Annotated in this window: 15 protein-coding genes; 6 read left to right on the forward strand and 9 right to left on the reverse strand. The window is 37.6% G+C overall.

Annotation, left to right across the window (positions count from 1 at the left end):
- Window positions 1-223 precede the first annotated feature (223 nt).
- Window positions 224-1,078, forward strand: coding sequence for a KPN_02809 family neutral zinc metallopeptidase (gene ypfJ, locus FPQ13_RS00005; protein ID WP_144087249.1), 855 nt, complete (start codon window positions 224-226; stop codon window positions 1,076-1,078).
- An 11-nt stretch (window positions 1,079-1,089) separates the two neighbouring features.
- Here ypfJ and FPQ13_RS00010 read toward each other — a convergent pair whose 3' ends face one another.
- The 3 genes from FPQ13_RS00010 to FPQ13_RS00020 form a co-directional block, all read right to left on the reverse strand.
- Window positions 1,090-2,148, reverse strand: coding sequence for a DmpA family aminopeptidase (locus FPQ13_RS00010; protein WP_144087250.1), 1,059 nt, complete (start codon window positions 2,146-2,148; stop codon window positions 1,090-1,092).
- A gap of 49 nt (window positions 2,149-2,197) precedes the next feature.
- Window positions 2,198-4,141 carry an AMP-binding protein gene (locus FPQ13_RS00015; protein ID WP_246065277.1) on the reverse strand — a complete coding sequence of 648 codons (1,944 nt, stop codon included), beginning with the start codon at window positions 4,139-4,141 and terminating at the stop codon, window positions 2,198-2,200.
- 104 nt (window positions 4,142-4,245) lie between these two features.
- A complete protein-coding gene (locus FPQ13_RS00020; RefSeq protein ID WP_144087251.1) occupies window positions 4,246-4,452 on the reverse strand; it encodes a hypothetical protein in 207 nt (68 codons plus the stop codon).
- 204 nt (window positions 4,453-4,656) lie between these two features.
- On the opposite strand from FPQ13_RS00020, the gene FPQ13_RS00025 reads away from it, so the two are divergent.
- Window positions 4,657-4,842, forward strand: coding sequence for a hypothetical protein (locus FPQ13_RS00025; RefSeq protein ID WP_144087252.1), 186 nt, complete (start codon window positions 4,657-4,659; stop codon window positions 4,840-4,842).
- A gap of 259 nt (window positions 4,843-5,101) precedes the next feature.
- On the opposite strand, the gene FPQ13_RS00030 is transcribed toward FPQ13_RS00025, so the two are convergent.
- The 4 genes from FPQ13_RS00030 to FPQ13_RS00045 form a co-directional block, all read right to left on the reverse strand.
- On the reverse strand, window positions 5,102-6,046 hold the full coding sequence (locus FPQ13_RS00030; RefSeq protein WP_144087253.1) for a DUF6241 domain-containing protein: 945 nt from the start codon (window positions 6,044-6,046) through the stop codon (window positions 5,102-5,104).
- 304 nt (window positions 6,047-6,350) lie between these two features.
- Entirely contained in the window at window positions 6,351-6,584 is a 234-nt protein-coding gene (gene tatA / locus FPQ13_RS00035; RefSeq protein WP_144087254.1) for a twin-arginine translocase TatA/TatE family subunit, read from the reverse strand.
- A gap of 179 nt (window positions 6,585-6,763) precedes the next feature.
- Complete coding sequence (locus FPQ13_RS00040; RefSeq protein ID WP_144087255.1) at window positions 6,764-6,988, reverse strand: DUF2188 domain-containing protein; 225 nt, start codon at window positions 6,986-6,988, stop codon at window positions 6,764-6,766.
- 164 nt (window positions 6,989-7,152) lie between these two features.
- The gene (locus FPQ13_RS00045; RefSeq protein ID WP_246065279.1) at window positions 7,153-8,400 is read right to left on the reverse strand and encodes a D-alanyl-D-alanine carboxypeptidase family protein; all 1,248 of its coding nucleotides are present in this window, start codon (window positions 8,398-8,400) and stop codon (window positions 7,153-7,155) included.
- 180 nt (window positions 8,401-8,580) lie between these two features.
- Between FPQ13_RS00045 and FPQ13_RS00050 the strand changes: the two genes are divergently transcribed.
- The 3 genes from FPQ13_RS00050 to FPQ13_RS00060 all read left to right on the forward strand — a co-directional run bounded on the left by FPQ13_RS00050 (window position 8,581) and on the right by FPQ13_RS00060 (window position 10,776).
- Entirely contained in the window at window positions 8,581-9,174 is a 594-nt protein-coding gene (locus FPQ13_RS00050; RefSeq protein WP_144087257.1) for a DUF421 domain-containing protein, read from the forward strand.
- An 81-nt stretch (window positions 9,175-9,255) separates the two neighbouring features.
- Complete coding sequence (locus tag FPQ13_RS00055) at window positions 9,256-9,693, forward strand: YndM family protein (RefSeq protein WP_144087258.1); 438 nt, start codon at window positions 9,256-9,258, stop codon at window positions 9,691-9,693.
- Between the two features lie 108 nt (window positions 9,694-9,801).
- Entirely contained in the window at window positions 9,802-10,776 is a 975-nt protein-coding gene (locus tag FPQ13_RS00060; RefSeq protein ID WP_186279489.1) for a superoxide dismutase, read from the forward strand.
- A 93-nt stretch (window positions 10,777-10,869) separates the two neighbouring features.
- On the opposite strand, the gene FPQ13_RS00065 is transcribed toward FPQ13_RS00060, so the two are convergent.
- Window positions 10,870-12,135 carry a mechanosensitive ion channel gene (locus FPQ13_RS00065; RefSeq protein ID WP_144087259.1) on the reverse strand — a complete coding sequence of 422 codons (1,266 nt, stop codon included), beginning with the start codon at window positions 12,133-12,135 and terminating at the stop codon, window positions 10,870-10,872.
- 155 nt (window positions 12,136-12,290) lie between these two features.
- Here FPQ13_RS00065 and FPQ13_RS00070 point away from each other — a divergent pair, with 155 nt between their 5' ends.
- Window positions 12,291-13,208, forward strand: coding sequence for a glycerophosphodiester phosphodiesterase family protein (locus tag FPQ13_RS00070; RefSeq protein WP_144087260.1), 918 nt, complete (start codon window positions 12,291-12,293; stop codon window positions 13,206-13,208).
- A gap of 50 nt (window positions 13,209-13,258) precedes the next feature.
- On the opposite strand, the gene FPQ13_RS00075 is transcribed toward FPQ13_RS00070, so the two are convergent.
- On the reverse strand, window positions 13,259-15,301 hold the full coding sequence (locus FPQ13_RS00075; protein WP_144087261.1) for a penicillin-binding transpeptidase domain-containing protein: 2,043 nt from the start codon (window positions 15,299-15,301) through the stop codon (window positions 13,259-13,261).
- Window positions 15,302-15,332: the final 31 nt, after the last annotated feature.

Genomic DNA, 15,332 nt, shown 5'->3' on the forward strand with positions numbered 1-15,332 from the left:
TTGAACCGCCGTATACGGAACCGTACGTACGGTGGTGTGAGAGGTCGGAGGTTAACTACCTCCTCCTACTCGATTTATTCAATAATCGTATTTTTTACATACTTTAATTTTTGCTCCGCTGAATATGTTCGACGTCTTAATATAAATGGATATATGTTGAGGAATATCTAATTATATAAAAGGGAAGTGATTAACAGAACATAGAAAAGCGAGGGATTTACAAGTGAAATGGCGAGGAAGGAAGCAGAGTAGCAATGTAGAAGATCGTCGCGGTCAAAAGGTATCTCGTAAAGGTATTGCAGGGTTAGGTGGAGCAGGTCTCATTATTATAGTAGTATTTGCTCTCATTACAGGGAATCCGATGATGATATTAGAGCAACTGCTAGGCATACAAGGAGAACAGCAATCTACAACCGTGCCATATACTGAATCAAAAGAAGATGAAGAACTTGCAGATTTCGTTTCCGTTGTGTTAAATGATACAGAAGCAGTCTGGTCTGAACGATTCGAAGAAAATGGCATGACTTATAAGGAGCCGACATTAGTACTGTATACGGAGGCAGTTCAAACAGCCTGTGGATTTTCGAGCTCTGCAGTAGGCCCGTTTTATTGTCCTGGTGATCAAAAGCTATATATTGACCTAAGTTTCTATAACCAGCTAAAAACTGACTTCAATGCATCGGGTGATTTTGCAATGGCATATGTTGTCGCGCATGAAGTTGGTCACCACGTACAAACATTGCTTGGTAAAAGTAAAAAATTAAATCAATTACGACAGGAACTAAGTCAAAATAAATTCAATGAGTATTCCGTTCGATTCGAACTACAAGCGGACTATTATGCTGGTGTTTGGGCGCATCATGTTGAAGATTTAGGTTATTTGGAACAAGGAGACATTCAAGAGGCATTGAACGCAGCTTCTGCTGTTGGAGATGACACGATCCAAAAACGGACCCAAGGGTATGTCGTCCCCGATAGTTTCACACATGGAACAGCCGAACAACGACGTACCTGGTTTCAAGAAGGGTACGAAAAAGGTACAATCGAGGGCGGACAACCACTGGATTTAGATCAATAAACTGTCTTTCATTATAAGTTCATTCCATATTTATTTAAAAGATCAATGATTCCGTAACGTGTGTTCCCTTCTCTGCCTGTTACGGTGTCAGCTGTGATTAATGAGTTTAATATAGCTTCTTCCGTAGCTTCGCCGGCAGCTCGAAAAGCATCTTCTAGCAATTCTTCATGGATGAACGAAAAGGATAATGGTTCATGAGCTGAAGAATGGGGTACTGTTGTTGCTGTCGAAAAGCCGATTGCAATATCACCGCTTCCATGACCAATGATTGAACCCGTTCTGGCGAGACCCGTAACCGTTCGCTTTAGAATACGCTTCAGCTGTCGATCGAGCAACGGAAGATCTGTTGCTAGAACAATCATAATAGAACCTTTGTCAGGTGACTTTGAAGCATTTATATGTTTTTCTAATTCTATTCCAATCGGCCGGCCATCAATCGTCAAATCAGTTAGAGTGCCGAAGTTTGATAAAACTAAGATACCTAATGTGTATTGATTTTCTCCAATGTATAATTTTCTTGATGATGTGCCAATACCACCTTTTAAGGAATAACAAACCATTCCTCTACCAGCACCTACAGCACCTTCTTCAACGTAATCTTTTGCATTGTCGATTGCATCGAAAACGTCTTGTCTCGATATCGCTTTCTGGCGGATATCATTTAAGATCATGTCATTGCATTCACCGACAATCGGATTGATCGTTCCGGTCGTGCGGCCAATTTCGGGATTTGATTCAAGCATATAATCAATTAAATAATTCGCAGTTAGTCCGGCGCTTAAAGTGTTTGTCAGTAGGATTGGAGTTTCGATTGTGCCAAGCTCATCTAACTGGGTTAGTCCCATTGTTTTTCCGAACCCATTAATCACATGAGATGCACCAATGACTTTTTCCTGAAATAGATTTCCGGAATGGGGAAGGATGGACGTTACTCCTGTTTGAATAGCTCCTTCATCGATTGTCGAATGACCTACTCGTACACCTTTTACGTCTGTAATCGCATTCTTTTTCCCTGGTTCCATCTGTCCAATCGTAATCCCGTAGTCTCTTAATCGTTTCTGTTGATTCATTTTTTATCACCTACACTGGAAAAGCCCACTTAATCGTGGACTTTAACTTTTATTTTACTGTATTTAAATTTCGAATTTGATTGACTGATTCAGGATTTTCCAAAGCAGATAAGTCACCCGCATCTTCGCCAAGATATGCTGTTCGAATCGCTCGACGCATCACTTTCGCATTGCGTGTTTTTGGTAAATCCTCAACGATATATACTTCACGTGGTGCTATCGCTTTACCCAACCGATTAATGGCATGGTTTGTTAGCTCTTCAATCAATTCGCTTTCAGGTTTGTTTTGATCTTTAATAACGACGAAGGCAACAGGAGATTCACCTTTCACCTCATGTGGGACACCGATTACACCGGCTTCGACAACAGCTTCATGTTCGACATAAATGGACTCTAATTCAGCTGGACCGATTCTTTTACCAGCAACATTCAACGTGTCATCAGAGCGCCCAGTAATCGTATAAAATCCTTCTTCATCGTAAATGACCCAATCGCCATGACACCATGTATCAGGGTAACGATTCCAATAGGTATTTTCATAGCGTTCATTATCTTGATAAAACCCTTTCGTCATACCTACCCACGGTTGTTTAATGACCAATTCACCGACTTCATTTTTTACCGATTGGCCATTTTCATCATAAATATCTACGTCCATGCCAGGAACAGCAGCATTAAAAGCTATCGGAGCGATTGGTTTTACGAGTACATTCGTCAAGATACCTCCGGAAATTTCCGTACCACCTGAGTAGTTGATAATCGGCACTTTACGATTTAGAACCTTTTCAAATAGCCACATCCATGGCTCGTCATTCCAAGGTTCACCTGTCGATCCGACCATTTTTAAGGTTGATAAATCATGCTTTGTCGCATACGATTCGTCCATTGTCATTAACGTACGAATTAAAGTAGGAGAGATTCCTAAATGAGTCACTTGATGCTTTTCAACTAATTCCCAAATCCGACTAGGTTCTGGATAAGTAGGCGTACCTTCGAAAACAGTGATGGTCGCTCCATTCATTAGCCCACCATAGACTAAGAAAGGACCCATCATCCAGCCCATATCCGTATACCAGAAAATATTATCTTGTTCAGTGACATCCATCATGACGCCCGCATCAAATGCTGCCTTAACTGGGAATCCATGATGTGTATGCAATGTTCCTTTTGGTTTACCCGTTGTACCAGAAGTGAAAATGATCATATAAGGGTCATCACCATTTGTATGAACACTTTCGAAATGAGTATCTAACGTTTTTAATTGCTCCCAATCAACATCTCTGTCCGCATCCCTCGAAACTTCTTCATTTGTTCGGCGTACGACAAAGACCTTCTCAATGGAAGGGGAGTCGGCTACTGCTTGATCAGCTTCATCTTTTAAATTGATTTGTTTACCACCACGATGAAAGCCGTCGGCAGTGATTAAATACCTTGCCTGAGCTGCATTGATTCTTGTAGCAATCGCTTCAGACTTATAGCCGGAAAATGCAGGACAAAAGATAGCGCCAATTTTTGAAATGGCGAGCATCGCAATGACCGTTTCCGGAATCATCGGCATAAATATTGTAAATCGATCTCCAAATTTAGCACCTTGAGCGACCAATCCGTTGGCAACTTGATTCACTTGGTCTTGAAGATCTTTATACGTATACGTGATCACTTCTCCATTATCGCCTTCCCAAATAATTGCTTGATTATTTTGCGTTTCTACATCATTTGCAAAGCGATCAAGGGCGTTATAAGCAACATTCATTTTGCCGCCGTCGAACCACTTCGGGTATTTGGTACCGTTTTCAAGATTTAAGACACTTTGATAAGGCTCAAACCATTGCAAGTTTAACTCAAGGTCAACTTCGCCCCAAAATCGTCCGATATCTTGTATGCTTTCACGAAAAAACTCATCATAGTTCTCATGATCAAACCGCTGCATAAAACGGTATAAGCGTGTGTTTTTTACATAATCTGAACTTGGATTCCAAACTGCTTTTGTCACAAAACCCCTCCTGAATTACAGTGTTGAATATTCTGAATATAAATTAATTATAACTTAGATGTGCAATGTTGAGAAGGAAAGACTCATCGAGAGGGGGAGGAGGTTTATCCATAGAATCCGATTGCATTCAATAAAAATACGCCAGTAAATACAACCATTAAAGAACTAGCAATGACTATAGACGTCATTTTCATTTCTTTCGTATCCAACCAAACGAGCAAACCAATGATCAACGTGAATACGAGACCGAAAATGATAGATGCAAAGGGCGTTGTCGGCGTAATAAAATCAAACCAATTAATCGTTAGCATACAATCACCTCAATTATCTGAATTTTATTACTTATATCTTTGCTGATTAATGAATATTTGTCAAATACGTATGTATATGAATTTATTGCAGAACGAACTCAGATGAATGTCGAAGTCGGTTGAATTAATGTGTGAGAGTTTCTTTTTTACTTCGAAGTAGACGGGTTGAACTTCGATCCGAAAACTTCAAAAGGAGGTTTTAAAATGAAAAAAGGGATATACCGAGGTTCATTTTTTGTGATTGGTGTAATAGTAGCTGCTGTATTATTTTTAACAGACATACCTATGGAAGAAAATACAAAATTATGGCTAATGGTGTTTTACATTGTAATCGGGATTTCGGTTACGGAAATTCTAAGAAAGAAACATATAAAAAGAGATAGTGATTAAGGGAAACTTAGGAAATGGCTGCTTTTATTCATTTAAACGTTAACTTCCGATAATATATATTATGTAAACTAAAATTGAGAGTTATTAAGGACAGCGAACTAAACTGTCCTTTTATCGTCGTTAAGTTATTATCATGCTGTTTCTCAAGATCTATCTCATTAAAACTTTCTGACTCATACCTTCCTTTTGCGCATTAACTAACATCGCAACATCTTCATATAAGGATCTCCAATCTTGCAAATCCGGTAATATTAAAAGATTAATATTCATCATATTTATTTACTAACTCATATAACTCTCTAAATTCTTTCTTTCGTTCTTCATCAGATAAACGCTCCGAATCTTCATGAAACGGCATTGCCTCTCTCACTAACCCTTTCAAATATACTCGAATCTGTTCGCCAGTCGATGAGAAGAAATGCACCCCATATCGAGCGATGTGGTTGCCTATCTCTATCTGTGTTTCATAATCAGCACCGATACCTCTATCAACATCCTTTTTCGCTTGTGCGATAAAATCATCAATTGAATCATACTCGGAATCGCTCATCATTTTACTTGAAGTTGAATCAATATAAAGCATAAATTCATCAGCATTCAAAAATGATTTTCCTTTTCCTTTTTCCATCGGTGGATTCGCATAAGCACTAATATATGCCTGCTCTTCGTGTTCACTTAATCTCCCATGAGCTTTTCCTACTTTTCCATCCTGTAACTCCCATATCGTATTATGATGTTCAACTACGTTTGAAAAATCTCCCTGTTTCCATTCCTCTAAAATCTCTCTATAAGTATCTTCATGTTCTAGTCCTTGATATTCGATTTTTTCCAACAACGTATTGATTTTTTCATCAGTCATGAGGATAAATCCTCTTTTCTCATCCGCCTTCACTTTTTGATGGCTCATACGATGAATAAGTGTTTGAACTGTATCATCATCCCACTCATAAATATTCGAGAACGGTTTGTCATCTTTTTTCATATCATCATTCTGTTTAATCGATTCCTCTTTCAAAACTTCAACTTGTTCATCTTTTTCCTCTACACGATCGGAGACCTGCGAATCCTCTTGCGAATCAGCAGAAACACTTCCTGTCGGTTCTTCCTGTGAATCTATCCATAAAAACGCACCAAAAACCAATCCCCCTGCTATGGCTATGACTGATAAAAAAACAGCGACGAACCTTGCTAATCCCTTAAACATTTAATACCTCCCCTGCGATGATTAAAATGTATGGTACTCGAACTCCAATAGAAATAAAATCCCTAGTATAAGTGCAACAATGAATCCAATAGAAGATATAACCAAAACAACCCCCATAAGAATCTTTTTAACCATATAGTCCCCCCCAAAAAAATGATTTGTATTTTTTATTCTATCTTATATGGTAAATATTAACAAACACAAAAAAGAGAGCAGAAATTAAAATCCCCGCTCTCTTTTTGCAATAATGGTAAAATTGTAATTAGGTAGCCTATATACTCGCTTTGTATGATCAAAGTCTATTTTATGAATGGTTGTCTGTTTTTTGTTCGACATTCTTAGTGGACTGTTCTTCTTCTGTTTCACCTTTTTCATCTTTATCATGTTCACTCATTAAATCATTCGTGGACTTCTTGAATTCTTTCAACGTTTGACCGGCCGCTTTGCCGAATTCAGGTAACTTTTTCGGTCCAAATATAACTAATAATAAAATGACAATCAAAATTAATCCTGGTATACCAATTTGACTAAATCCCATTTTGTTACACCTACCTTGCTGAAATGACGTATATTTGTCCTAACTTCTTTTATCATAACATCAAATAAAATCTGGCAAAAGTATTTCTTGTCTCATTCGCTATTTTTAATAAGATAGGACTCCTATTTATTTATAGGAGTCCATGTGCTTGTCATTTATTAGGCTGGATAATCTTGTTACTACCCTCTAGGTGGAAATGGATCGTTTCCATAGCTGTTTGAATCGCTAATTTCACCATTACGATTATGAATGACGTGTTCAGTCTCATCTTTTCGGGCTTTCTCACGTCCTGCGTCAACTGCTAACCCTTTTGTATCATAAAGATCTATCGTCTTTCCGTTCTGAACGTTTTTCCACTCACTTCCATTTGGCACTGTATGAACAGTTGGATTGTTATTTGCCATAATCCTTCACCTCATTTATGTGATGTTACTTCTAATTTTCCCGTTCAGAATTAGAAATAACGATTTAGGATATTAAGTTATTATGACAAAATCGTTATTGTTTTTAACGACCTATAACCGTTTAACGAGATGTACTAACCGATTAAAACCCATGCCTTCTCCACTCACCAATTTTTCCGCCAAGGACGATGATCTTTATACGTTTCGATAACGATTGGGGTTTGTTCTTGCTTAATTGTTCTTTTCTTTTTAAATCGTATAAAAAACAAACTAGCAATGATCAGAATGCTGCTAAAGAGTAAAGTGTACATAATGATTCGCAATAATCCGGGACCGTCAGAATCTTTTGGATTCGGGTTGGCCTTCCCTCCTGCTGTTGAACCGTAAACTGGTTTATCATCAGTTGTGATTTCCTCTGTTGGAAATTGATATTCAAAAATGGATTCATCAGCTTCATTTCTAATTGATAAAAGCCCGTCTGTCGCAATCTCGGTTGTCCAATCTTGTCCCTTTTTTACGGTAAAAGTGAGTGCTTCATCTAAAACGTACTGCTCACCTTCTTCATCTGTGAATTCCTCACCGGATGAAATTGTTTCTGTTTGATATTGATATCCATATTCAATTAATCGCTCGGTATCCATATAAGCGTGTCTAGGATGTTCCGCATTAAGTGTGACTATGACTAACTCAATTCCATCATCCTCAGCGGTTGTTGACAGAGTAAATCCAGCATCATCTGTGTACCCGTTTTTCACACCTGTCACGTCGTCTCGTTGTAAAACGAGTTGGTGATGGTTTCGTAGTGTTGTATCCCAACTTTCACCTACCCACTTTAATTCCCTTGTTCCAACAATTTCCCGGAATGTTTGATTCTCCATTGCATAAGCAGTAATTAATGCCATATCATAAGCTGTTGTTACATGGTCAGGGTCCGGTAGTCCATGAGGGTTTTTGAACGTAGTATTGGTAACTCCTACTTCATTTCGAACAAAATCAGTCATTCGTTTAGCAAAAGCTTCCTCTGATCCATCGAGATGTTCAGCGATAGCAATTCCAGCATCATTTCCAGAATTAATGAGCAATCCTTGGACAAGCTTTTTTAATGTTACCTCTTCCCCTTCCTCTAAATAAACACGTGTCCCTTCTGCTTCTCGTGCATTTTGACTAACGGTGACGATGTCGTCTAAATTGCCTTCTTTAATCGCCAGTAATCCACTAATGATTTTGGTAATGCTCGCCGGGTACATTTCTTTATCTTTTTGCTTTTCATAAAGAATAACACCAGAGTTGGCATCCATTAAAATCGCTGATTCACTATATAATTCAACCTCATCTTCGTCTGCATAAATAGGACTACTATAAAATAACAAGGAAGTGATCATGAATAATAAGATGTTTTTCAGTATATTCATCAAAAAGCTCCTAAACATTATCGATTTTTGTCGTTTTCATCTTACTAAAAGTATAAGGAATCAAAACATATTGTGCAATTGCTTAATAAGAAAATTAAGATTATTACTATCTAATTCAATTGGTATAAGATGCGCTTGTACATCCAAAATATATACAAGAATAGAAAAGTAGGTGGTTGAATGGTTGTTGTTTGGGAATCGCTTCTGATGGTTGTTGCAGGATTATTTTTGTTGCGTTTTGCCGGCAGAAAATCCATATCACAAATGTCACTCGCTCAAACAGTTGTCATGATTTCAATTGGTTCAATCATAATTCAACCTATTGTTGAATCAAGTGTTTGGCGTACATTATTGGCAGCATCAATGTTTATATTGGCGTTAATCATTATGGAGTATTTACAAGTTAAATTTAATTTTATGGAAAATTTCATAACAGGTAAATCAAAAATTGTAATTGAGCAAGGTGAATTAAAAACGAAAAATATGAAAAAATTACGTTTTACTGTTGATCAATTGGAAATGCGATTGCGTCAACAAGGAATCAATCGGCTTAGTGATGTGAAAACAGCGACACTTGAACCGAATGGACAGCTCGGCTATGAATTGTATCCGGATGCAAGACCATTGACTGTAGGAGAATTTAAGGAATTAATGAGTCTATATACAGGTTTGCAAGTTCAACAAAATCGAAATAACCTTCAACAAACGTCAAATATATTTGATGAAATGAAACAAAATACCTATACACCGCAATCTCCTGATCAACTAAAGTAACTTCTAATCAAACATCTGGAAAGAATAACTTCTCTTAAATTTCAAAAGCTATAGGTAAATCATTGAAAAGAGGTTAGCTACATGAGTCATTTTAGTTTAATTCTAAGTAAATTTGTTGCGATGTTAGTTTTACTATATATCATTCTTAACGTCATTTTCGGCGTGAATTTCATGAATGTAGTCTGGGTCACATTAATTCTTTCCATTGCCTCTTACTTAATTGGTGATTTGGTTATATTGCCTCGGACGAATAATATTGTTGCATCGGTTGTTGACTTTGTAATGAGCTTTGGATTGGTTTACTTTTTAGTGGATGCATTCGCGTTTGACAGTAACTTATTTACGGCAAGTTTACTATCTGCGATTGGAGTTACTTTGTTTGAAGCGTTCTTTCACAGTTCGGTTCAAACACAAATAGAAGAAGAAAACAACGTAAATCCTGGGCGATACAATTTACAAACAGAGGTATCAGAAGAAATTGACCCACTCATTGACGATGAGGATCGGGATAATAAATAATTATGGGCAATCGCTCCTGTTCCTACATAATAGGAGTGATTGTTCTCCTAATAACCATTTACCTATGTCATACATACAATAAAACGATGACATAAGGAGGTATGAATTATGGATGAACGCAACTCGCTTTATCAATATGTAGAAGATATGGAAAAGTGGCTCGAACAATTTCAGCATACAATGCATAAGTTGGATAAAAATCCGAGTATCGTTTTCGATAACGAAACTCTCCCAACCATTCAGAAGCAGCTTAACAAGCTAATGACTGATGTGAATTATTATAAAAACACCCCACAAGCACTGTACAAAGATTTAATGAATGACCTACAGAAAGAAGCATCTGCTCTATATAATGGATATCGATCAATCCTGCATTCAAATTCCAAGAAAAATGAACAGAAATCTAAGGTGGAAAAGAAATCGAATTCAAAGAAATCTTCGGAAGAAACGTCAGAGATCGTACCTATAGGAGAGCATAAACTTCCTCCCCTCCCCTATCCTTACGATGCTTTGGAACCATATATCGATAGTGAAATCATGAAGCTACATCATCAAAAGCATCATCAAGGCTATGTTGATGGGTTGAATAAAGCTGAAAAAGAGATGAAGAAAGCAAGAAGGAATGATGATTATGAACTGATTAAGCATTGGGAACGAGAAGCCGCTTTTCATGGAGCAGGTCACTATTTGCATACGATTTTCTGGGACATTATGAATCCGAAAGGTGGCGGAAAACCTAAAGGAGAATTAATGAAGTGGATCAAACAATCTTTCCATAGCTTTGAATCATTTAAAAAACACTTTTCTGAAGCGGCTAAAAATGTGGAAGGTGTTGGATGGGCAATTCTTGTTTGGTCTCCCCGTTCGCACCGGTTAGAGATCTTACAATCAGAAAAACATCAAGTCCTAACGCAGTGGGATGTCATTCCGTTACTTGTGTTAGATGTATGGGAACATGCTTATTATCTACAGTACAAAAATAAACGCGATGAATATGTAGACAATTGGTGGAACGTTGTTTGTTGGGATTCAGTATCTAAACGATTGGAGCAGGCGAAAAAAGTGAAGTGGCAACCTTATTAAAGAACATTAAATCTTGTGTTTGAAAATATGTATATTAACCATAAAAAACCGTCCACTGCCCTATTGGGCTACTATGTGGACGGATTTTTTAGTTTATAATGTTGGTGGTTCATCTTTGGAACCAGGTTCATTTTGATGTGTCTCTTTATTTAATTTCTTTTCAGCTTTACTTAATTGGTTTTTGGCAAATTCTCTACCGCCAATACCAAAGGAAATTGCAAATGCAGTCATTAAACCACCTAGGATTAATAAGAAGCCTAAGTTCACGATGGATGTCGCAAATTTCAGCTGATCAAGTGTCATAAATACAGCGAATACAATGACTACATATTTAATGATTGTCGCAGAAGCCTTGCTTCCAGTGTATCGACGAATCCATTTGTCTAAAAGGTTTGCGATAAAGAAACCAATACCTAAGATCAATAGTGCACTTATTAATAGTGGTAGATACACAAGAATTGCACTACCAATGTTATTCAGTACCTCTAACTGTAGAACGTTTAATGCCTCAACGGTAAAGAATAAAACAATGATGAATTTAACTACGTTTGTGAGTACTCTTGATAAATCGAAGGAAGGCTCTTGAGTTTCACTTACACCAACAGCTTGATAGATTCTGTCGATGCCTGCCCCTTTGAGTACACTAAATAGTAGGTTTCCGACGAATTTCGCAATGTAATAGCCTAATACGACTAGTATAATTGCAACAAAGATGTTCGGAATCATATTTAGAACGGTATTTAAGACTTCTGTTGCTGGTTCTGTAATGGACTTAATATTTAAAGCATCTAATGCCATTGTAATGACTGGAATCAACACTAGAACGTATACGACATTCGCCAATACGTTAGATAAGGCATATTGATTAGGTGCCTCACCTGGTGAGTCAGGATTTAACTTTTGATACCAACCATCGATGTGTAGGCTTTGAAGGAAGTTGAATACTAAATCTTTAATAAGTCTGGCAATAAATACACCTAATACGAGAATGATTGCTGCCCCAATCAAGTCCGGAATGAAGGATAGCATTTGATCCATCATGTTTGTTATCGGCTTGGATACAGAATCCATCCCTAATGCATTAAGAATTGATGGTAAGAATAGGATGAATATGAGGTAGTAAACGATGTTACCGATAATATTGAGAATATCTTCTCCCTGTTCTTTGTTTTGTATAATTGGTGCTTTGCTAATTGCCTTGTGAAAGCCCATTTTAACAAAAACCTTTGTAATGAGGGCTTTAACACCTTTAGCGATAATCCAAGCTAACAATAGAAGTAATAGTGCATAGATGACATTCGGAATTGCTTGGATTATTTTGTCTAACATCGACTCAAGTGAATTTGTAACGTTATCCAATTTCCCACTCTCCTTTATCGTAAAATAATGTTTCATTTAACATATTACCTGCCAGAATGCCGACTAAACATTATTAGTGTTTTTTCAACATTGTTCGGCGAATGTATACATCGACATACAATATATGCTTTTTAAATTTTAAGGAGGATATCAAGTTGGAAAAAGAAAAACGCAATCCATTTAAAACATTAAGTACATTATTGTTGATTTTAGGTGCAATCTACATATTCTTGAATGTCCTACCAATTCATCACGTTAAAGCTCACCCTTTCTTTGAAAATGGGGACAAGCCATTAGTTATTGCGCATCAAGGTGGAGAGCATTTAAGGCCTTCTAACACGATGATCGCCTTTGAGCATGCAACAGAACTTGGAGCGGATGTGCTTGAGACAGATATACATATATCCAAAGATGGGTATTTAATTGCCATCCATGATCCGACAGTTGATCGAACGACAGACGGTACTGGTAGAGTTGTGGATTATACGTTAGAGGAATTGAAGCAATTGGATGCTGGTTATTATTTTGAAAAAAACGGAAAACATCTTTACCGTGGTCAAGGGATTCAGCTGATAACCATCGAAGAATTATTTCAACGGTTTCCAAATATGCGTTTTGTATTAGAAATTAAAAATACAAACCCTGACAATCAAATAGATTCTATTATTAAGAGATTAGTTCATTTAATTAATACATATGAAATGCGGGAACAAGTACTTATCGGATCATTTGACCAAGAAGTAGTCGATCGATTTCGAACTCAGGCAGGTCCTGGAGTCGTAACGTCAGGTGGCAGAGATGAAGTGACGAAGTTTGTTATCTTCAACAAGTTTTTTCTTAAAAATTTTTATCGCCCACAAGTAGAGGCTATACAAATTCCCCAAGCAGAAAGTGGTTTCGATCTAACAACAGAATCTATCGTTACAGGAGCAAAGCGAATAGGCATGAACCTTCACTATTGGACAGTTAATGATCCGAAAGATATGCGAAGATTAATTGAAAAAGGCGCTGATGGCATTACGACCGATCGACCAGATTTACTGATTGAACTATTAAATGAATTAGGTTACTAAACACAAAAAGACTGTAAGGAAGCGATTGCCTCCTTACAGTCTTTTGTAAATTATTGACTCATTTTCTCATAAAACATTTTTGCTTTTTTAACGGCATATCCGCTTCCGCCTTTATCTTGCACGCCTTCCAAGAGAATTCCTAAAACAAAATCAGGTTGATTTTGATCATATGAAATGAATAAACCATTTTGCTCATCATTTTCATCCTCATGGCTAGCTTTTAACTCAGCTGTTCCTGTTTTCCCAGCAATCTCTCTACCATCGATTTCGGCAGCTTTTGCTGTTCCTTCCGTTACAACTTTTCTCAATAAACCTTGTAGGCGTTCGATGTTTTCGCCAGTAGTGATTTCACTGAGCCAAACCTCTGGGGACTCTGATTTGAGCAACAGTGGCTTTTGGACGTTTCCTTCATTTGCAATCCCACCATAAATGGATGACAGGTGAACAATATTAATCAAAACCTCTCCTTGACCGTAAGCAGAATCAGCCAACTGACCTTCAGAACCAAATTCCCCGCTATTGGATATTTGCGACGTAGCCATTGGATAAGCAAATGGAATGGACTCTGCAAAACCTAATGATTCTAGTTCTTTACGGAATGTTTCGCCACCCATTTTTAATCCTTGCATAGCAAAGTAAATGTTATCAGAATGTTTAAACCCTGTTTCCAAGTCGACATTGGTATGATTTGTGCTGACACGAGTTACTTTAAAATCACCCCAAGAATCGTCTTTTTGCCAGCGCTTCTCTTCTATTTTCAATGCCTCGTTTGGATCAAGTGTTCCTGCATTTAATCCCGCAATCGTCGTTAAAAGTTTCATGGTTGAACCAGGTGAATAAGTAGAAGAGAAACGATTAATGAGTGGCTGATTGGCGTCTTCGGATAACTTGCTGTATTCTTCGTCAGTGATTCCGTGAACGAATCGATTTGGATCAAAACTAGGCATACTCACTAAACTCGTTACTTCTCCTGTCTTTGGATCGACTGTTGTAGCCGTTCCCTTCTCTTCTTTCAAAACCGAATATAATTTTGATTGAAGTTCTGCATCAATGGTAACCGTTATATCCTCACCATCTTTTGCTTCCTGCACAGCGATCGGTGTTTTGGACCCATCTGGTTTTTCGATATAAAGCTCAACACCGTTTATACCACGTAGTTGATCTTCATATAACTGTTCCAGTCCTCTTTTCCCAACAATATCACTTGATGAATAACCTTTTCCTTCAAGCTCTTCCAAATCTTCAGCGGTTACTTGTCCGATGTATCCTGTTAAGTGCCCTAATACGTCCTTGTATGGATAGACCCGGTCAACAACAACACGAGATGATACACCGGAAATCGCAACGGCATTTTCCACGATTTCTTCATCATCTAACATAAATTTCTTTACGGGTACAAAATGATTTTCATCGACCCAACTTTGTGTATATTTCTCTTTAATGGACGAAGATGATACATTCAAGATGTTCGCTAATTCTGAAAGAGAATTTTCATTGAAATCCATAGGTGTTACGCCTACTTCATACACTTCACCATTCGCGGCAATGAGATTGCCATTTCGGTCCAATATTTCTCCGCGAGATGCCGGTGTCGTTTGGTATCGGACCTCGTCTTCTGCCTGCATGCCAGGCATGATGAATGAAGGATCCCATTCAACAAACCAACGATCCTCTTCACTTTTTTCATCTTCTTTGTCTTCGTTCAACGGGCGTGTCAATTGTAATGTATTTTCATATTGAATTTGTCCCGCTAATGTGTTGAATGATATTTGAATTGGTACGTCATATTCCGTCATTGTTTCAAGATCTTCATTTTTCAGCTCTTCTACCGGTTCAGTTCGTTCGATAGTAACTTGATCAACAGATAGAGCTTCGTATAAATGATTATATCGCTCAACGAAATCTTCATGAGAGAAAGTTGTCTTTGTATCTTCACTTACATAGCTTTTGTATAATTCTTCAAAGTCATGTTCCATCCACTTCTCTATATAAGCATCAGCTGTTTCGTTTGGGTTTGGATATTGCGTCTCTTCCCCAGTACATGCTGTCAAAAATAATATTATTGTCAAAAATAAAACAATCGTTCTTTTCATTATTGACCTCCTTACTTCTTGAGTCGCCCAT

Origin of the sequence: Allobacillus salarius, assembly GCF_007559425.1 — a bacterium.
Lineage (GTDB): Bacteria > Bacillota > Bacilli > Bacillales > Alkalibacillaceae > Allobacillus > Allobacillus salarius.